Raw genomic sequence first — 20,032 nt, 5'->3', positions numbered from 1 at the left:
GCTCGCCCACACGCAAAGGCCCGGACGCCATCGCCGGTCCGGGCCTTTGTCTCTGCGTCCTAGGGGGTGTCCCAGGTGATCGGCAGCGAGTGCACGCCGTAGGTGAGCATGTCGTTGCGCAGGGGGACCTCCTCCGGCGGCACCGCGAGACGGACGCCGGGCAGGCGGCGCAGCAGCTCGGCGTAGCCGACCTGCATCTCCACGCGGGCCAGCTGCTGCCCGAGGCACTGGTGGACGCCGTGGCCGAAGGCCAGGTGCGGGCCGCGGGCCCGCGTCACGTCCAGCGTCTCCGGGTCCGCCCACTGCCGTGCGTCCCGGTTGGTGGCCACCACGGAGACCACGACGGTCGAGCCGGCCGGGATGTGCTCGCCGCCGAGCTCCAGGTCCTCCTTGGCGAACCGGAAGAGGCCCGGGTTGATCACGGCCAGGAAGCGCAGCAGCTCCTCGACGGCATCACCGATGCGGGCGGGGTCGTCGCGCACCGCGGCGAGCTGCTCGGGGCGCTGCAGCAGCACGAACATGCCCAGCCCGAACATGCTTGCGGTGGTGTCGTAGCCGGCGATGAGCAGCAGGTTGGCGATGTTGATGAGCTCGTCGTCGGTGAGCGCGGGGTCGGCGCCGGCGTGGTGGATCAGGCCGGAGATGAGGTCGTCGGCGGGGTGTGCGCGCTTGTCCGTGATCAGCCGCTGCATGAACTCGCGCAGGGCGTCGGCGTTCTCCACCGCCTCCTTGACCGGGGCGTCCAGCTGCAGCAGGGCCGCCGCGCGCTGCTGGAACTCCGCCCGGTCGGCGTAGCGCACGCCGAGCAGCTCGCAAATGACCAGCGAGGGGGCCGGGAACGCGAAGTCGGTCATCAGGTCGGCGCTGTTGCCCTTGGCCAGCATGGCGTCCAGCAACCCGCCGATGATCTTTTCGATCTGCGCGCCGAGGTCGCGGATCCGGCGGACGGTGAACTGCCCGGTGAGCAGCTTGCGGTACCGGGTGTGCTCCGGGGGGTCCATGTTGATGAACGACCCGGCGCGCGCCTTGTCGTCCCGCAGCCGTTCCCGGAACTCCGCGGGCAGCTCCTTGAACCTGGGGTGGTAGCGGAACCGGTCGGAGGAGAACCGCGAGTCCGTCAGCACCACACGGGCCTCCTCGTACCCGGACACCAGCCAGAACGGATCGCCCGACGCCAGCGTCGCCTTGGCGATCGGGCCGCGCGCGGACACCGCCAGCAGGGCGGGCGGCACGGTGAACGGGTCGTCGCGCTGGACGAACTCCTGGGGGAGGGGTGACCGCAGCGCTGCGTTGCTCGGCGGGTTCTCGGTCGCGTTGGTCGTCACTGCGGCGCCAGCTCCATTCGAATCGCGCGGGGCCGAACGGCGATCGATGGGGGACAGGTGCCGATCCCGCGACTTGCCTGGTCGCCTCGGAGCGTAGGAGCGCTGCGGCGGGCCGGGCATCCCTCGGTCTGATAGGACTCCGCCCGACTATCAAAGTTGGGGTGGTGCCTGCCGCGCGGCGTGAAGACCATGGGTGAGCCGAAGTGGTTGCCGGGTGAATGAGGTGTGTCCCGTTGAGCGTTGTCCTCCTGTTGAACGGTCCCAACCTGGGTGCGCTGGGCTATCGCGAGCCGGAGATCTACGGCACCGACACGCTCGCCGACATCGAGAAGGCGGTCGCCGACGAGGTGGCCGGCCGGGGCTGGGAAGTCGTGTCGATCCAGCGTGACGGCGAGGGTGAGCTGGTCGGTGCGGTCCACGAGCACCGCGACACCACGGTCGGCGCCATCGTCAACCCCGGCGCACTGATGATCGCCGGCTGGAGCCTGCGCGACGCGTTGGCGAGCTACGCGCCGCCCTGGATCGAAGTGCACCTCAGCAACGTGTGGGCGCGTGAGCAGTTCCGGCACGAGTCGGTCATTGCGCCACTGGCGAGTGGTGTCGTGGTCGGCCTTGGCGCTTTCGGCTACCGCCTCGCGGCGCAGGCGCTGCTGCATTTATCCCCGGCGTGAGTTAGTTCCGTATTGTCCGAATCGGGCGCGTCGCCTGGGTGACCGGGCGCAGTGTGTGCCCGATCGGGTCGCAGCCAACCGGGTGACGGCCGCACGTGGGGCGCGGCTCGGTTCGACGCGCTGTCATTCTTCGGGGCGCATCGCGGGCGCTGGGTAGTTAGTTGAACGCTAACAGGACGCTCGTTAGGCTAGCTGGCTGATTCGGGCGTCAGGACCGTGTTAAATCACCGCTTGACCAGGTGAAAGTCGAAATCCCCACGTATTCCACCCCCCTGTGACCTGAGTCACAGGGGCGATGACGGAGGCTCGGGGCGGAGCTATCGTCAGGGTTGCAAGCTGTTAATCATTAACAAGCCTGCCTGGGGAGGTTGTTGTTACGTGCGCTTTTCCTCGGTCGGTGTGCGCCATGCGCTGACCGAGGTCACCGGGTCCCAGTGGACAGCGCTGTTCAGTGCGGTGTGATCAACAATGGCCGGGCGTTCGCGCCCGGCTGTGCCGTGCCGGTCCGGGTTGCGTGAATTCGCCGAAGAGCGGCGTGCCGTGGATTGTATTTCGTTTCGTCTATGCCTGGGGGATAGCCGAAAGATGCTCGACGTACCTACTTTTCGACTACCGGAAAATCCGTTCACCGGATTCGGTGATGATTTCATGCAGGAGGCGGGTGACACTGCCGGGTTCCTCCGGCGGTCCGCGTACTCGTGGTTCAACGGGCGGCTCGACACGGGGCTGCAGTGCGCCAAGGCGGCTGCGGCAGGTGGCCGCCAGGAATCCCGCGAACTCTACGAAATGGCTCAATTCTGGTATGTCGGTCTCCTGATCAAGGCCCGTGACCTCGAAGCGGGCCGCCGGGTGCTCGACGCGGTCGAAAACAGCCGGGAGGGCTCCGCTTCCGAGCGTATGACCGCCGTGTCGCACAACGTCCGCGGCAACCTGCTGTTCGCGATGGGCAACGTCGACGAGGCCATGGAAGAGGTGGGCACGGGGCTGCGGATCGCCGAAGGGTGCGGCGACCGTTCCCTGCGGCCACCCAGCTACGTCGTGCTGGCGCTCGGCGCGCTGCGCCGGGCGGACATGCGGGCGTGCCGGCACTTCGTGGACAAGCTGGCCGACGAGGCCCTGTTGGGCTACTTCGGGCAGGCGCCGGGCGCGTGGGTGGCTGCGCAGGCCGTCGAAGCCCGCAGCGGGGTGGAGAGCGCGGCGAGCCTCATCGCCGGCATCGTGACGAACCCGCTGGTGCTCCGGCAGCTGCTGGTGTCGGAGCCGGCGGCGGCGCCGTGGCTGGTCCGCGTCTGCGGCAAGCTGGGCGCGCACGACCTGGCGGAGGTCGTGGTGTCGGCGGCTTCGGCGGCGGGCGCCGAGCAGTCGGAGTTCAGCGTGATCCGCGGATCGGCCCTGCACGCGGCGGGCCTGTCGACGCAGGACCCGGGCAAGCTCCACGAGGCGGCCGACATCCACCCGGATCGGTGGTGCCGGGCGTCGGCGCTGGAGGACCTGGGCGACCTGCTGGCGAAGCGGTACTCCGAGCGCGAGCGCACGGTCCGCTTCCTCGAGTCGGCGCTGGACGCGTACACGGCGGTGGGTGCCACCCGTGACGCGGCCAGGGTGGTGAACAAGCTCCGCGAGCACGGGGTCCGCCGCGGCACGACCCGCGTCGTGGAGCGCGAAGGCGCGGCACCGCACGGGCTGACGAACACGGAGTTCGCGGTCGCCGAGCTGGTGAGCCAGGGTCACACCAACAACGAGGTGGGCAGGCAGCTGTTCATCTCCAGGCACACGGTGGCGTTCCACCTGAAGAAGGTGTTCCAGAAGATGCACATCACCTCCCGCGTCGAGCTGGCGGCAGCCTGGAAGGTGTTTTCGTAGGCGGATCGCAGGGGCCGGTGATCCCCGGGCGGACGCGAAGCGCGGTCATGCCGCAAGTAGAGGGCGGGTGTGGGCCCCTGAGGGGCTGGTGTCGGCTGCCCTGAGGAGGCGGTGGCGTGCGTGGCGGGATGGCCGGTCGGCAAAGGCGCTGACCGGCCTCCTGCCGCGCGCCCGGCCCTCCTGACCCTCCCGGCGCGGTGAGGTGGTGGTGCGTGGCGGCTGGTGCCGGTGCTGTGCGCCCCACCGGCCCGGCACGCCCCGGCGCGGGTGCTGTCGTCCCGGCAGGTCCCGTGGAGCGGTCTCGCCGCCCGGTGCGGGCGCAGTCGCTCCGGCGGGTGCCATGGAGCGCTCCCGCTTGCCTTGCGCGCCGCGGTGCGATACCCCGCCGCGGGCCCGTCCGCAAGCGCTTTCCGCCGGGCCCGGTTCCCGGGCGGCCACTCCCGACACGCCCGGCTTCCGTGGGCCCTCGTGGCCTTCGCCATACCCCTCGCCGCGGCCAAGAAACCCCAGGTAGAGCCCGCAAGGTGGCATTACCGGCCGGTAGCTGGAATGATATTCGGCCGCTCACGCTCCGCTGACCCTCTTCCACGCTGCGCCAACCGGCGGGACCCCCGTGTGGCATCTTGACTGGAAGCGCCGCTGGGTTCACGCTTACTCCCGACGGCGAAACCGGAAGCCCTTGCGGGAGGGTCGGCCGGGTCGCCTGGAGGCATACCTGAAGACGTTGCGAAGCAGGCTGGGCCCCATCGGGAGTGCCCCCTGGACAGGCTGCGACGTTCGGGCTAGACTGTCTCTTTGCGCTGCCCTCTTTCAGGCTGCCCGGAGCCGGTAGTTAGGATAGTGGGCACACGGCACCCTTGACAGTCGCTGATAGCTGTTGCTATGGCGGCCGTCACCGCTCATTGTCCCCGGAAGGACGCATCTTGGCAGTCTCTCCCGCGAACCAGGCCACTGCTGCGACCACCTCGGCTGAATCTCGCTCGGAGGCCACGGGAATCCCCGGCGCGCCCAAGCGGGTTTCCTTCGCAAAGATTCGCGAACCCCTGAACACCCCCAACCTGCTCGACGTCCAGATCCAGTCGTTCCAGTGGTTCACCGGGGACGAAGCGTGGTTCCAGCGCCGTGTCGAGGAAGGTGAAGAGAACCCGGTCGGTGGCCTCGAAGAGGTCCTCAACGAGATCTCCCCGATCGAAGACTTCTCCGGTTCGATGTCCCTGTCCTTCTCCGCTCCGCGCTTCGACGAGGTCAAGGCCTCGATCGAGGAGTGCAAGGACAAGGACATGACGTACGCGGCCCCGCTGTTCGTCACGGCGGAGTTCGTCAACAACAACACGGGCGAGATCAAGAGCCAGACGGTCTTCCTCGGCGACTTCCCGGTGATGACCGACAAGGGCACCTTCGTCATCAACGGCACCGAGCGTGTCGTGGTGTCCCAGCTGGTCCGCTCGCCGGGCGTCTACTACTCCAAGGACATCGACAAGACGAGCGACAAGGACGTCTTCAGCGTCCGGGTCATCCCGAGCCGGGGTGCCTGGCTGGAGTTCGACGTCGACAAGCGCGACACCGTCGGCGTCCGCATCGACCGCAAGCGCCGCCAGCCCGTCACTGTGCTGCTGAAGGCGCTCGGCTGGACCACCGAGGCGATCCGCGAGCGCTTCTCCTTCTCGGAGACGCTGCTCGCCACCCTCGAGAAGGACCACACCGCCGGCACCGACGAGGCGCTGCTCGACATCTACCGCAAGCTGCGCCCGGGCGAACCGCCCACGAAGGAGAGCGCGCAGACCCTGCTGGAGAACCTGTTCTTCAAGGCGAAGCGCTACGACCTGGCCAAGGTCGGCCGCTACAAGGTCAACAAGAAGCTGGGCCTGTCGACGCCGATCGACAACGGGACGCTGACCGAAGAGGACATCGTCACGATCATCGAGTACCTGGTCCGGCTGCACGCCGGCGAGGACAAGATGACCGCCGCGAACAACACCGAGATCCCGGTCGAGACCGACGACATCGACCACTTCGGCAACCGCCGCATCCGGACCGTCGGCGAGCTGATCCAGAACCAGATCCGGGTCGGCCTGTCGCGCACCGAGCGCGTCGTCCGCGAGCGCATGACCACGCAGGACGTCGAGGCGATCACCCCGCAGACCCTGATCAACATCCGCCCGATCGGCGCGGCGATCAAGGAGTTCTTCGGCACCTCGCAGCTGTCGCAGTTCATGCAGCAGACGAACCCGATCGACGGCCTGACCCACAAGCGCCGCCTCAACGCGCTGGGCCCGGGTGGTCTGTCGCGTGAGCGCGCCGGCATGGAGGTCCGCGACGTCCACCCGTCGCACTACGGCCGGATGTGCCCGATCGAGACGCCGGAAGGCCCGAACATCGGCCTGATCGGCTCGCTCTGCTCGTACGCGCGGGTCAACCCGTTCGGCTTCATCGAGACGCCGTACCGCAAGGTCGTCGAGGGCCGGGTCACCGACCAGGTCGACTACCTGACCGCGGACGAAGAGGACCGGTTCGTCAAGGCCCAGGCCAACGCGCCGATCTCGGACGACGGCACCTTCGTCGAAGACCGGGTCATGGCCCGCCGCAAGGGCGGCGAGGTCGAGCTGATCGACCCGCTCGACATCGACTACATGGACGTGTCGCCGCGGCAGATGGTCTCGATCGCGACGGCGATGATCCCGTTCCTCGAGCACGACGACGCGAACCGCGCGCTGATGGGCGCGAACATGCAGCGTCAGGCCGTGCCGCTGCTCCGCAGCCAGGCGCCGTACGTCGGCACCGGCGTGGAGCTGCGCGCCGCGATCGACTCCGGCGACATGCTGGTCGCCGAGCAGTCGGGCGTGGTGGAGGAGCTCTCCGCCGACCTGATCACGGTCATGCACGACGACGGGACGCGGAAGGCCTACAGCCTCTACAAGTTCCGCCGCTCGAACCACGGCACCTGCTTCAACCACCGCCCGATCGTCAACGAGGGCGACCGGGTCGAAGCCGGCCAGGTCATCGCCGACGGCCCGTCCACCGAAAACGGTGAGGTGGCGCTCGGCAAGAACCTGCTGGTCGCGGTCATGCCGTGGGAGGGCCACAACTACGAGGACGCGATCATCCTCTCGGAGCGCCTGGTGCAGGACGACGTGCTGACGTCGATCCACATCGAGGAGCACGAGATCGACGCCCGCGACACCAAGCTGGGCGCCGAGGAGATCACCCGGGACATCCCGAACGTCTCCGAGGAGGTCCTGGCCGACCTCGACGAGCGCGGCATCATCCGGATCGGTGCCGAGGTCCGCGACGGCGACATCCTGGTCGGCAAGGTCACGCCGAAGGGCGAGACCGAGCTGACCCCGGAGGAGCGTCTGCTCCGCGCGATCTTCGGCGAGAAGGCCCGCGAAGTCCGCGACACCTCGCTGAAGGTGCCGCACGGCGAGACCGGCAAGGTCATCGGCATCCGCGTGTTCTCGCGCGAGGACGACGACGAGCTGCCCCCGGGCGTCAACGAGCTGGTCCGCGTCTACGTGGCCCAGAAGCGCAAGATCCAGCCGGGCGACAAGCTCGCCGGCCGGCACGGGAACAAGGGTGTCATCGGCAAGATCCTGCCGGTCGAGGACATGCCGTTCATGGAGGACGGCACGCCCGTCGACATCATCCTGAACACCCACGGTGTCCCGCGACGGATGAACATCGGCCAGATCCTCGAGCTGCACCTGGGCTGGCTGGCGTCGCAGGGCTGGACGATCGAGGGCAACCCCGACTGGGCGAAGAACCTCAACGAGGAACTCCGCGACGTCGCGCCCGGCACGAACACCGCCACCCCGGTGTTCGACGGCGCGAAGGAAGAGGAGCTCACCGGGCTGCTCAGCGCGACCAAGCCGAACCGTGACGGCGAGCGCATGGTCAAGGAGAACGGCAAGGCCACGCTGCTGGACGGCCGCTCCGGCGAGCCGTACCCGTACCCGGTCGCGGTCGGCTACATGTACATCCTGAAGCTGCACCACCTGGTCGACGACAAGATCCACGCCCGCTCCACCGGTCCGTACTCGATGATCACGCAGCAGCCGCTGGGTGGTAAGGCGCAGTTCGGTGGCCAGCGCTTCGGTGAGATGGAGTGCTGGGCGATGCAGGCGTACGGCGCCGCCTACACGCTGCAGGAGCTGCTGACGATCAAGTCGGACGACGTGGTCGGCCGCGTCAAGGTGTACGAGGCCATCGTCAAGGGGGAGAACATCCCCGAGCCGGGCATCCCGGAGTCGTTCAAGGTGCTCCTCAAGGAGCTCCAGTCGCTGTGCCTCAACGTCGAGGTGCTCTCCAGCGACGGTGCGGCGATCGAGATGCGCGACTCCGACGACGAAGACCTCGAGCGCGCCGCGGCCAACCTCGGCATCAACCTGTCCCGCAACGAGTCGCCCTCGGTGGACGACGTCGTGCACTGATCGCGAGCTGAGCGGGGACCTGCCTCCCGTGGGTCCCCGCTCGCCCGCCAACCCCTCTAGCCGAAACAACCCCAAGGGGATCTAGACGTGCTGGACGTCAACTTCTTCGATGAGCTCCGCATTGGTCTCGCCACGGCCGACGACATCCGTCAGTGGTCGTACGGCGAGGTCAAGAAGCCGGAGACCATCAACTACCGGACGCTCAAGCCCGAGAAGGACGGCCTCTTCTGCGAGAAGATCTTCGGCCCGACCCGGGACTGGGAGTGCTACTGCGGCAAGTACAAGCGCGTCCGCTTCAAGGGCATCATCTGTGAGCGCTGCGGCGTCGAGGTGACCCGCGCCAAGGTGCGCCGCGAGCGGATGGGCCACATCGAGCTGGCCGCCCCGGTCACCCACATCTGGTACTTCAAGGGTGTTCCGTCCCGCCTGGGCTACCTGCTGGACCTGGCGCCGAAGGACCTCGAGAAGATCATCTACTTCGCTGCTTACGTCATCACCGGCGTGAACACGGAGCTGCGCCACAACGACCTGCCGACCCTCGAGAACGAGATCGGCGTCGAGCGCAAGAACCTCGAGACCAAGCGTGACGCCGACATCGAGGCCCGGGCGCAGAAGCTCGAAGCCGACCTGGCCGCGCTGGAGGCGGAGGGCGCCAAGTCCGACGTCCGCCGCAAGGTCAAGGAGGGCGGCGAGCGCGAGATGCGCCAGCTGCGCGACCGCGCCGGCCGCGAGCTGGACCGCCTCGAGGAGGTCTGGACGACCTTCACGAAGCTCGACACCCGCCAGCTGATCGCCGACGAGCTGCTCTACCGCGAGCTCGTCGACCGCTACGGCGAGTACTTCACCGGCGGCATGGGCGCGGAGGCCATCCAGAAGCTGGCCACCGAGTTCGACGTCAGCGCCGAGGCCGACAACCTGCGCGACACCATCCGCAACGGCAAGGGGCAGAAGAAGCTCCGCGCGCTGAAGCGGCTCAAGGTCGTCGCGGCCTTCCAGGCCACCGGCAACGACCCGCGCGGCATGGTGCTCGACGCCGTCCCGGTGATCCCGCCGGACCTGCGCCCGATGGTGCAGCTGGACGGTGGCCGCTTCGCGACCTCCGACCTGAACGACCTGTACCGCCGGGTCATCAACCGGAACAACCGCCTCAAGCGGCTGATCGACCTCGGCGCGCCCGAGATCATCGTCAACAACGAGAAGCGGATGCTGCAGGAGGCCGTCGACGCGCTGTTCGACAACGGCCGCCGCGGGCGTCCGGTCACCGGCCCGGGCAACCGGCCGCTGAAGTCGCTGTCCGACCTGCTCAAGGGCAAGCAGGGCCGGTTCCGCCAGAACCTGCTCGGCAAGCGCGTCGACTACTCGGGCCGTTCGGTCATCATCGTCGGCCCGCAGCTGAAGCTGCACCAGTGCGGTCTGCCGAAGGACATGGCACTCGAGCTGTTCAAGCCGTTCGTCATGAAGCGGCTGGTCGACCTGAACCACGCGCAGAACATCAAGTCCGCCAAGCGGATGGTGGAGCGCTCGCGGCCGCAGGTGTGGGACGTGCTGGAAGAGGTCATCACCGGCCACCCGGTGATGCTGAACCGTGCGCCGACCCTGCACCGCCTCGGCATCCAGGCCTTCGAGCCGCAGCTGGTCGAGGGCAAGGCCATCCAGCTGCACCCGCTGGTCTGCGAGGCGTTCAACGCGGACTTCGACGGTGACCAGATGGCGGTGCACCTGCCGCTGTCGGCCGAGGCGCAGGCCGAGGCCCGGATCCTGATGCTGTCGGCGAACAACATCCTGTCGCCGGCGTCGGGCCGTCCGCTCGCCATGCCGCGGCTGGACATGGTGACGGGTCTGTTCCACCTGACCCGCCTCACCGAGACGGCCGAGGGCGCGGGCAACGCGTACTCGTCGACGGCCGAGGCCATCATGGCGTACGACCGCAAGGCGCTGAGCCTGCACGCTCCGGTCAAGATCCGCATCACCGACCGTCAGCCGGCGAAGGCCGACGAGGCGCGGCTCGCGGAGAAGGGCTGGGAGCCGGGCAAGGCGTGGCTGGCCGAGACGACCCTGGGCCGCGTGCTGTTCAACGAGCTGCTGCCGGCGGACTACCCGTTCATCAACGAGCCGATGCCGAAGAAGCGGCAGGCCGCGATCGTGAACGACCTCGCCGAGCGGTACTCGATGACCCAGGTCGCGCAGACCCTGGACCGGCTGAAGGACGCCGGCTTCTACTGGGCGACCCGGTCGGGCGTCACCGTCGCCATCTCGGACGTGCTCACCCCGGTGGGCAAGAAGGCCATCCTCGACGAGTACGAGGGCAAGGCCTCCCAGGTGGAGAAGCGCTACCAGCGTGGTCAGCTGTCGCACGCCGAGCGGAACAACGAGCTCGTCAAGGTGTGGACGCAGGCCACCGAAGAGGTCCACAAGATCATGGAGACGGCGCTGCCGGACGACAACCCGATCGCGATGATCGTGAAGTCCGGCGCGGCGGGCAACATGACGCAGGTCCGGTCGCTGGCCGGCATGCGTGGCCTGGTGTCGAACCCGAAGGGTGAGTACATCCCGCGTCCGATCAAGGCCAACTTCCGTGAGGGCCTGTCGGTGGCGGAGTACTTCATCGCGACGCACGGTGCCCGGAAGGGTCTGGCGGACACGGCACTGCGTACCGCCGACTCGGGTTACCTGACCCGGCGTCTGGTGGACGTCTCGCAGGACGTCATCGTCCGCGAGACCGACTGCGGCACCACCCGCGGCATCATGATGCCGATCGGCGAGGACATCGGCGACGGCAAGGTGCTGCGCGACCAGCACGTCGAGACCAGCGTGTACGCGCGGAACCTCGCGACGGACGCGGTGGACGCCAAGGGCAACGTCGTGCTGAACGCCGGCGACGACATCGGCGACCCGGCCATCGACAAGCTGATCTCCAGCGGCATCGCGAAGGTCAAGGTCCGCTCGGTGCTGACCTGCGAGTCGGTCGTCGGTATCTGCGCGACCTGCTACGGCCGCTCGATGGCGACCGGTCTGCTCGTCGACGTCGGCGAGGCCGTGGGTATCGTCGCGGCCCAGTCGATCGGTGAGCCGGGTACGCAGCTGACGATGCGTACGTTCCACCAGGGTGGTGTCGCCGGTGACGACATCACGACCGGTCTGCCGCGTGTCCAGGAGCTGTTCGAGGCCCGCGTCCCGAAGGGCAAGGCGCCCATCGCCGACGTCGACGGCCGCGTGCGGATCGAGGAGAGCGAGCGGTTCTGGAAGATCACCCTCATCCCGGACGACGGGGGCGAGGAGATCGTCTTCGACAAGCTGTCCAAGCGGCAGCGGCTCGCGAACACCCCGAACGGCCCGCTGGGCGACGGTGACCACGTCCACGTCGGTCAGCAGCTGCTCGAGGGCACGCCGGACCCGCACGAGGTCCTGCGGGTCATGGGGCCGCGCGAGGCGCAGATCCACCTGGTGGACGAGGTCCAGAAGGTGTACCGGGCGCAGGGTGTGTCGATCCACGACAAGCACATCGAGGTCATCGTCCGGCAGATGCTGCGCCGGGTGACGGTCATCGACTCCGGAGGCACGGACTTCCTGCCGGGCGAGCTGCCCGAGCGGACCAAGTTCGAGGCGACGAACCGGGCCGCGGTCGCCGAAGGCGGCGAGCCGGCTTCGGGCCGTCCGGTGCTGATGGGTATCACGAAGGCGTCGCTGACCACGGACTCGTGGCTGTCGGCGGCCTCGTTCCAGGAGACCACGCGAGTCCTGACCGACGCGGCCATCAACGGCCGCTCGGACAAGCTCGTCGGCCTCAAGGAGAACGTGATCATCGGTAAGCTGATCCCGGCCGGTACCGGCATCAACCGGTACCGCAACATCCAGGTGCAGCCGACCGAGGAGGCCCGGGTCGCGGCGTACGCGATCCCGTCCTACGACGACGGCTACTACACCCCGGACGTGTTCGGTACGGGTACCGGTGCCGCGGTTCCGCTGGACGACTACGACTTCGGCCGCGACTTCCGCTGAAGCTGAGTTGACGGAAAGGCCCTCGCCGGGTTCCGGCGGGGGCCTTTCCCGTTTCCCGGGCGTCACCCGACCGGGTATTCACCCGGCTGGAATCCCGCTAGAGTGATCCGGTTCACGCGGTTCGGGGGCTTTGCGCGTTCCAACGGGGTAATCAGGGGTGACTGTTCGTGAACATATCCAGAAGCGCGAGATCCATCGCGCGCGGTTTCGCCGCGCTGACCGCCGCAGCCGTGCTGACCAGCGTGTTCGCCGGCCCGGCGACCGCGGACCCGGCGCCGGAGGCCCCGGCGCCGGTCACGTCCGCAGCGCCGTCCACCGCGCCGTCGACATCGGAGGTACCGGCTGATCCTCCGGTCTCGACGCCTCCCGCGCCGGTTTCCCCCGCGCCCGAGAGCAAGCCCGCCGCGGCGCAACCCGCGGAGCGCGCGCAGATCAAGGTGTCGGCCGTCCTCGGCAAAACCGCCTATGCGTCCGACGAGGACGTCCACGCCACGTTCGAGCTGACGAACATCGGCCCGACCCGCGCGGTCGGCCTCTCGGTCGCCCAGGACATCACCGCGCCGACCGACCTGGTGGTCCCGTACGACCCGGGCTGGGGTCCGCTCAGGCCGTCGTCCGAGCCGGGGCTCGACCTCGAGCCGGGCGCGGCCTTCAAGCTCGAGATCACCGGGAAGATCCGGGACATCAGGCAGGCCACCACGGTCCTGCGCGGAGTCGTGTTCGACGCGACCGGCTTCGGCGTCGGCGAGTTCACGGCGTCGGCGGCCGTCGTCCGGGCGCCCGCTCACCTGACGGGAGTCGTGTACGGCGACAAGAACGGCAACGGCACGCGGGAAACCGGTGAAGAGCTGCCCGGCGCCAAGCTGACCCTTCGGTACGTCCACAGTGACATCACGTACTCGATCACGAGCGATGCCCAGGGGAGGCTCGACTCCTCCGACGTCCCGGCCGCGGAGTACTACCTCGGCGGCGAGGTGGTCGACGGCTGGCTGATCCCGTGGCGGACCGTCCGGATCGGCGCGGACACCGACCTCACCGTTCGCGGCGTACCGCCCCTGAACGGCGCGCTCACGGCGTCGATGGCGTTCACCAAGAACAGCTACCAGGTCGGCGAGCTCGCCCACGTCACCGTCACGCTGTCGAACTCCGGCCCGATCCCGCTCACCGGCATCGTGGCCGCGTGCAACCGCATCGGGGACGGTCACCTCCTGAGCGGCCGCGGCCAGGGCTGGGGTGACCTGGCCGGCGCCGGCGTGACGATCGCTCCCGGGGAGACGCGCACGTTCGACGTCACCGAAACGGTGCCGGAGGCCGCCTTCAACCGCGGTTACGTCGCCGCCTCCTGCGACTTCGGCTACCCCGAGGTCGACATCGACCACCACGCGGAGGCCGGTGCCCAGGCCTGGGTGCCCGGCGCCAAGGCCGTTGTCGAGGGCACCCTCGGTGTCTTCGACAACCAGGGCGACGTGAAGCAGGCCCTCGCCGGGGCCAAGGTCGTGCTCGTCTCCGACCAGCACTGCCCGGTCACCGGCGAGCGCACGACCGACGCGAAGGGCCACTTCAAGTTCGAGGACGTGGCTCCCGGACCGCGTTACCGGCTGTACTTCCTGCTGCCGAAGAGCTGGAAGACCAAGTACGAAAACCCGATGGAAATCGACGTCCAGGGCCCGCCGGAGAACCACTACCCGTGGCGGATCGAGGCCGAGGAGGGTGCCGGACCGACCCCGTCGGTGCCCGCCAACCCCGCGGACTGCACGGCCGGCGTCCCGACGTCGACGACCGGCGCGGCCGGCGGCACCGGCGGCGGCCAGAGCGGCAGCTCCGGGCTGGCCAGCACCGGCGTCGACGCGCTCGGTCTCGGCGCACTGGCGCTGCTTGCCCTCGCGCTCGGCGGTGGCCTGGTGTTCGGCGCCCGCCGTCGCCGTCCCACCGCCTGACGTCACCGGCAAAGCGCCCCCGGTCCACTGTGGACCGGGGGCGCTTTGTGTTCAGCGGAGACCTGCCGGGCCGCACTTCGGTCACGCCCAGCCTTCGGGCGTCGTCGCACGCAGGAAGTCGTCCGATGGCGGTTGCACCGGCCGCCCCTGGAACTGCGTCGAAAGCACCACCGACGACCGCAGCTCGCCGTGCTTGCCCAGCCGCTCCAGCAGGCCCTCGAAGTGCTCGAGCGAGGCCGCCCGGATCTTCAGCATCGTGCAGTGGTCGCCGCTGAGCCGGTGGATCTCCACGACCTCCGGGTAGTCCTCGGACTTCGACGTCTTCAGCAGGCAGCTGCTCAGCGCGCACCGCATCTCGACGAACGCCTGCAGCGGCTGGCCCGCGCGCCGCGCGTCGACCTGGGCGCGGTACCCGGTGATCACGCCCGTCTCTTCGAGCCGCCGCACCCGTTCGGCCACCGCCGGCGCCGACAGGTTGATCCGGCGGCCGAGCTCCTTGAACGAAAGTCTCCCGTCGGCCTGCAGCAGGTCCAGCAACCGCCAGTCGACGTCGTCCAGCGCCTTTTCCGAACGAAAGGTCATGCGCCCATCCTCCTTCCGAAGCGGGCGCGGGGCGAGCGAAATCCCGTTCATCGTGCCTTCGGACCGTGGCCGGAAATCCTTAGTGTTGCCGGTCATGGGGATTTCGACGGTGACCGGGCGGACCCGGTCCATGGGGGCACTGTTCGCCGGCGTCGCACTGCTCAACACGGCCATGGCCGGGTCGACCACCGCGGCCACGCTGATCGTCGCCGAGGGCAGCGGCGCGGCCTGGAGCGGGCTGCCGAGCGTCGCGAGCGTGCTCGGCACCGCGGGCGGCGCGCTCGCCGCGGGACTGCTGCTGCCGGTCCACGGCCGCCGCCGCGTCCTGGTGTCCGGGTACGGCTTCGCGGCGCTCGGCGCGCTGGTCGCGTTCGCCGCCGCGCTGGTGACGTCGGTGCTGCCGCTGCTGCTGGGGATTCTGCTGGTCGGCGTCGGCAACGGCGGCGCCCAGCTGTCCCGCTACCTCGCCGCGGACCTGTACCCGCCCCAGCGCCGCGGCCGCGCGCCACCGTCGTCTGGGCCGGGACGGTCGGTGCGCTCGCCGGCCCGGCGCTCATGGCACCGGCGGCGCACGTCGCGACCGGCTTCGGCTGGCCGCCGCTGTCGGGGCCGGTCGCGGTCGCGGTGGTGGCCACGGCGGCGGCGGTGTCGGCGGCGGCCGTCCTGCCGCGGGACACCCCGCCGCCGCGGCCGCCGGTGACCGCGGTCCGCGGCCCGGTCCGCTCGCCCGCCGTCGTGCGGCCGCTGATCGCGATGGTCTCCGCGCAGCTGGCCATGGTCGCGGTGATGACCATGACGCCGTTGCAGCTGCAGAGCCACGGGCACGGCCTCGACGCCGTCGGCTGGGTGCTGAGCGCGCACATGATCGGCATGTTCGCGCTGGCACCGCTGTCCGGCCGGATCGCCGACCGCTGGGGCCCGGCGGTGACGGTCAACGCGGGGCTCGGCGTGCTGGCACTGGCGGCGGCGACCGCACTCGCGGCGCCGACCGCGCACACGTCCGGTCTGCCGGCGGCGCTGTTCTTGCTCGGCTACGGCTGGAACCTGGTGTTCGTCGGCGGCAGCGCGCAGCTGAGCCGCGACCTCGCCCCGGAGACGCGCAGCCGGGTGCAGGGCACGGTCGACGCGGTCGTGTGGTCGGCGTCCGCGCTGGCCGGCCTGGGGTCCGGTCAGCTGTTCGCGGGCGGCGGGTACGCGCTCGTCGCGGTCGTCGGCGGGGTACTGGCCCTGTGTCCGCTGGTGCTGCTCGTGCCGCGGGACGGCCGGTAGCGGTGCGAGTTCCCGGCATTTCATAACGACTGAGTAACGAGCGGGCCCCAGCGTCCGGACGCCGGGGCTGCGTCATTGTGACCAACCGTCACGCCACCGAGTGGTCTAGCCGCCACTGGGGCATGCTCCTCACCTGTTCGGCCCAATCGGCCTCGGCAACTCGGTCCGGGTCGTGGGAAATTCACCCGCTCGGGTCACGTCTCATTCTTTGATCACTGCTGGACGCTGTGTCCGGTCGGGGCGAACATTCCGCTGTGCCCGCCGGCCGCCCCTGACCACGCCATCCGTTGTGTCCCAACGGTTCCTTGGTGAACCGGCGGTTCAGCGCGCCCTTTTGTCCGAGCAACAGCCCGCCCGTGGAAGAAGAACAGGGAGAACCATGCGATCAACCCCGTTGCGCCCGGGCCGGTGGCGGAAGGTGGTGACCGGCGCCGCGGCCCTCGCGCTCGCGGCCGGCGCCGTCACCTACACCGGTTCCGCCACCGGCGCCTACGCCGACGTCCAGACCGTCACCGACGCGAAGACCGCGTCCGACGGCAAGCAGTACTGGGTGCAGAACCACCTGGTGTCCAAGGACCTCGCGCGTGCGGAGAGCGGCACGCCCAAGAAGTGGCTGCTCGTCTGGGCCGGCGACGAGAACATCGCCGACACGCTGGTCAAGGACGTCAAGAACCTGCCGGGCACGCTCGGCGGCGGGCTCAACAAGCTGAAGAACGCCCTGCCCGGCCCGGACTTCCTCGCCGTGATCGACGCGACGCAGGGGTCGCCGACCTACGGCAAGGTCGTCAACACCGCCACCGTCGGCCCGCTGGTCGAGAACGAGCCGCACCACATGCAGTACGTGTGGCACAAGGGCGACACCATCTACGCCGGGGCGCTGTTCGCGGCCGCGACGTACGCCTTCGACGTCAGCGCGTTGCCGCAGCTGAAGCTCAAGGGCGTCAGCCTGCCGACGAACACGCTCGGCGGGAGCGTCCCGGACGCCTACTGGGTGCTCAAGGACGGCACGGCCTACGGCACGTACATGGGCGGCCCGGTCGTGCCCGGCCCGCACACCTACGCCGACGGTTCCACCCAGATCGGCAACGGCTTCGCCGGCAGCCCCGGCGAGGTTGTCCACTTCGGACCGAACGCCGAGGTCCTTTCGGAGTCCCCGGCGGCGACCCCGCAGGGCGACAACCGGAAGCTCTGCGACAACCTGCCGCAGCTGGGCAAGCCGACCTGCGCCAACCCGCACGGCATCCAGGCCCGCGAGGACCTGAACACGCTCGTCACCAGCGACTACGCCGAGCCGCGCAACATCATCCTCGACCCGGTGAAGCAGCCGTCGCCGTACCTGCGCCGTCCGACCGTGCGGACCTGGGACATCTCCGATCGCAACCACCCGAAGCTGAAGTCGGTGTCGTACCTGCAGGACGGCCCGCGCGCCGATCCGGCCGACCCGCTGCACGCCGAGAGCCGCGCGGTCATGGAGACCACGGTGACCAACCTGCCGGGCCACAAGGGCGCCTTCGCCCAGACCATGCAGGGCGGCGCGGTGTTCTACACCCCGGACATCACCGCGGCCGAGCCGCACTGGATCGAGGTGTTCGACGACGGCGCCGCGGGCAAGGCGATCTACCCGGACAACGACTCCAACGGCGGCAGCTCCAACGGCGGCTGGATCCAGACCAGCCCGGACGACAAGTACCTCTACCGGGCCATCCAGGGACGCCAGAAGGGCACGCTGTCGGCGGACGATCCCGGCACCACCGGTGGCGTCTACGTCCTCGACATCCAGAAGCTGGTCAACGCCGGCGACCGGATCGAGGACATCGAGGGCCGGATCGACACCAAGGCGAAGGCCCAGCAAGGCGGGGGCGGCGACCTGCCGACCGTCGTCGGCGCGGCCCCGGTCAACCCCGGCACGCCGGGCGCGGGCCCGCACTGGGGCGCCTACGACAACTTCGCGCTCGGCAGCGACGGTTTCTACCACGAAACGACGTCGCCGCAGCACCTCGCGGTGTCGAACTACTTCGTCGCGCGGTCCGGGCTCGACGGTGACCACAAGGTCAACCTGCTGAACCTCGGGCCGGACGGGAAGATCTCGGTCGACTGGAACTTCCGGGACGAGTTCACCGGTCAGGTCGGCATCAACTTCAACCGCAAGTCCTGGCCGCACGGAGCCTTCGGCAACGCCAAGCCGCACTCCGAGCTGTTCGTGGTCGCGGACGCGGACCTGAGGTAGGGCCGATGGACCACCACGACACGCCGGCCACCGGCTCGTCCACAGTGGACGTTCTGGCCCTGGTCATCCGGCTGGCGCTGCTGCTTTCCACGGCGTTGCTCGCGGGCGGCGGCCTGCTGCGCCCGTCGGTGACCGAGGTACCACGCCGGACGAAGCTCGCCCTGTCCGTCCTCGGCGGGTGTTCCGCCCTGCTCGCCGTGGGTTCGGCGGTCGCGGCCGACGTCAACGTCGTCGCCCTGACCGCGCACGTCGTGCTCGCGGTGGCCGTGCCGGTGCTGCTGCGGTGGCCGCCGGCCGCTCGCTGGGCGTCGGTCGCGCTGCTGGCGCTGCTGGTGCTGGAGACCGCGCTCGGCGGTGCCGGGGCCGAGTTCGCGGCCGGCACCGTGTTCGTCGCCGGCACCGCGGTGTGGTTCGGCTTCGCGCTGTTCGGCCCGGCGGTGCCGGCGACGGCGGCGGTGCGGCCCGGGCCGCTGGCGATCACCCTCGGCGGCCTGCTGGTCCTGGCCGGTGTGGTGCGGTTCGGCCTTTCCGGCCTGGGGTTCGACCGGCGGCTCGTCGGCACGCCCGGCGGGCTCGCGGTGCTGGCGGTCGTGGTGGTCCCGCTCGTGGTCAGCGGGCTCGCGGCGGTGCTGCGGGCCCGCGCCTACCGCGTCGGGGCGGCCGGGGTGGCCGTCGCGTTCCTCGCGTGGGGTGCGCTCGGCGCGATCCCGGCACCACCGCCGCTGCCCGTGCCGGGGGTGCCGCTGCTGGCCGACGAGCCGGGGTTCCCCGTGCTGGTCAGCCCGCAACGGCCGGGGCACAACGTCGTCCACTTCCCGGCGAGCGCGGGCGACGACCTCTCCGCCGGCGTCCGCGGCAGCCTGATCACCAAGGCCTTCGCGCGCCCCGGCGCCGAGGGCACCTGGGCCGACGTCGAGCTGCCGCCCGGGCGCAGCGACCTGGAGATCCGCCGCGGCGGCACGACGACGGTCGTCGAGGTCGACGCGGGCACCGCGCCCGGGCCGCCGATCGACGGCGCGGACGCCCCGGAGTGCGCGTCGGCGGCGCTCGGCGGCCTGGTCGCCGGCCGCGCCGACGTGCTGATCACGTGCCCGTCCGACGCGCTGGTGCCGGAGGACGCCGGAGCGCTGGTCAAGCTGGTCGAGTTCCTCGCCGGGCGCAAGCCGTCCGCGCTCACGCTCGTCGGGGACAGCTCCCCGCGCGGCGTCGCGGCGGCGAAGCTGGTGCGGGAAACCGCGGCGCGCACGGGGTTGGCGGTGCGGCCGGACGCCGGGCCCGGCACCGCGCTCGTCGTCGTCTCCGGGTGGGGTCCCGGGTACACGGCGATGACGCGGGCGGCCGAGCTGCAGCGCCTCGAACCCACCCACCAGTGCGGGCTGTACCTGGCGCCGTGGCTGCTGAACGGGCCGATCGTCAACGCCGTCGCCAGTGCGTCGCTGCCGCTGCGGTTCGACCCGCGGGAAGCGGCCGCGGTCGGGTACGCCGTCGCGGCCGGCGACCGCTTCGGCGGCGAAAGCCCCACCCTCGGCGGCTTCCGGGCCTGGCTGGGCGCCGATCGCCCGGCCGGCGACGTCCAGATCTTCGCCGCCGCCCAGGTCAACGCCATGCCGATGGACCCCACCGAACCCCACGCCGCCGGAATGGTGGTGGACCGCGACTACGCGGGCCAGTGGGTCCCCGACGGAACCGTCGTGCCGATCACGGCGGTTCTCCGCTGAAACCCTTGCCAGGA

General features: G+C 70.0%; 10 protein-coding genes. 8 read left to right on the top strand and 2 right to left on the bottom strand.

The features are described from left to right. Positions 1-59: 59 nt before the first annotated feature. Positions 60-1,325, bottom strand: a complete 1,266-nt coding sequence (locus ACLJQE_RS14185; RefSeq protein ID WP_410639634.1) for a cytochrome P450 — start codon at positions 1,323-1,325, stop codon at positions 60-62. A gap of 233 nt (positions 1,326-1,558) precedes the next feature. Here ACLJQE_RS14185 and ACLJQE_RS14180 point away from each other — a divergent pair, with 233 nt between their 5' ends. The 5 genes from ACLJQE_RS14180 to ACLJQE_RS14160 all read left to right on the top strand — a co-directional run bounded on the left by ACLJQE_RS14180 (position 1,559) and on the right by ACLJQE_RS14160 (position 14,222). Beyond that, positions 1,559-1,996 (top strand): type II 3-dehydroquinate dehydratase, encoded by a 438-nt coding sequence (locus ACLJQE_RS14180; RefSeq protein WP_410639633.1) that lies wholly within the window; start codon positions 1,559-1,561, stop codon positions 1,994-1,996. Positions 1,997-2,644: 648 nt separating this feature from the next. Further along, positions 2,645-3,859, top strand: a complete 1,215-nt coding sequence (locus ACLJQE_RS14175; RefSeq protein ID WP_410639632.1) for a response regulator transcription factor — start codon at positions 2,645-2,647, stop codon at positions 3,857-3,859. A 923-nt stretch (positions 3,860-4,782) separates the two neighbouring features. Continuing rightward, positions 4,783-8,286, top strand: coding sequence for a DNA-directed RNA polymerase subunit beta (locus ACLJQE_RS14170; RefSeq protein WP_410639631.1), 3,504 nt, complete (start codon positions 4,783-4,785; stop codon positions 8,284-8,286). An 87-nt stretch (positions 8,287-8,373) separates the two neighbouring features. After that, positions 8,374-12,285, top strand: a complete 3,912-nt coding sequence (locus ACLJQE_RS14165) for a DNA-directed RNA polymerase subunit beta' (RefSeq protein WP_410639630.1) — start codon at positions 8,374-8,376, stop codon at positions 12,283-12,285. Between the two features lie 167 nt (positions 12,286-12,452). After that, positions 12,453-14,222, top strand: coding sequence for a hypothetical protein (locus ACLJQE_RS14160; protein ID WP_410639629.1), 1,770 nt, complete (start codon positions 12,453-12,455; stop codon positions 14,220-14,222). An 81-nt stretch (positions 14,223-14,303) separates the two neighbouring features. Here ACLJQE_RS14160 and ACLJQE_RS14155 read toward each other — a convergent pair whose 3' ends face one another. After that, positions 14,304-14,804: an Lrp/AsnC family transcriptional regulator gene (locus tag ACLJQE_RS14155; RefSeq protein WP_410639628.1), complete on the bottom strand. Its 501-nt coding sequence runs from the start codon at positions 14,802-14,804 to the stop codon at positions 14,304-14,306. Between the two features lie 555 nt (positions 14,805-15,359). Between ACLJQE_RS14155 and ACLJQE_RS14150 the strand changes: the two genes are divergently transcribed. The 3 genes from ACLJQE_RS14150 to ACLJQE_RS14140 all read left to right on the top strand — a co-directional run bounded on the left by ACLJQE_RS14150 (position 15,360) and on the right by ACLJQE_RS14140 (position 20,018). Then, a complete protein-coding gene (locus ACLJQE_RS14150; protein ID WP_410639627.1) occupies positions 15,360-16,073 on the top strand; it encodes an MFS transporter in 714 nt (237 codons plus the stop codon). A 379-nt stretch (positions 16,074-16,452) separates the two neighbouring features. Continuing rightward, a complete protein-coding gene (locus ACLJQE_RS14145; protein WP_410639626.1) occupies positions 16,453-18,300 on the top strand; it encodes a hypothetical protein in 1,848 nt (615 codons plus the stop codon). A gap of 5 nt (positions 18,301-18,305) precedes the next feature. Next, positions 18,306-20,018, top strand: coding sequence for a hypothetical protein (locus ACLJQE_RS14140; protein WP_410639625.1), 1,713 nt, complete (start codon positions 18,306-18,308; stop codon positions 20,016-20,018). The last annotated feature ends 14 nt before the right edge of the window (positions 20,019-20,032 follow it).

This window comes from Amycolatopsis sp. lyj-346 (assembly GCF_046548975.1).
Taxonomy (GTDB): Bacteria; Actinomycetota; Actinomycetes; order Mycobacteriales; family Pseudonocardiaceae; genus Amycolatopsis.
The sequence above is the reverse complement of the archived record's forward strand: the minus strand, read 5'-3'. Positions and strand labels throughout refer to the sequence as shown.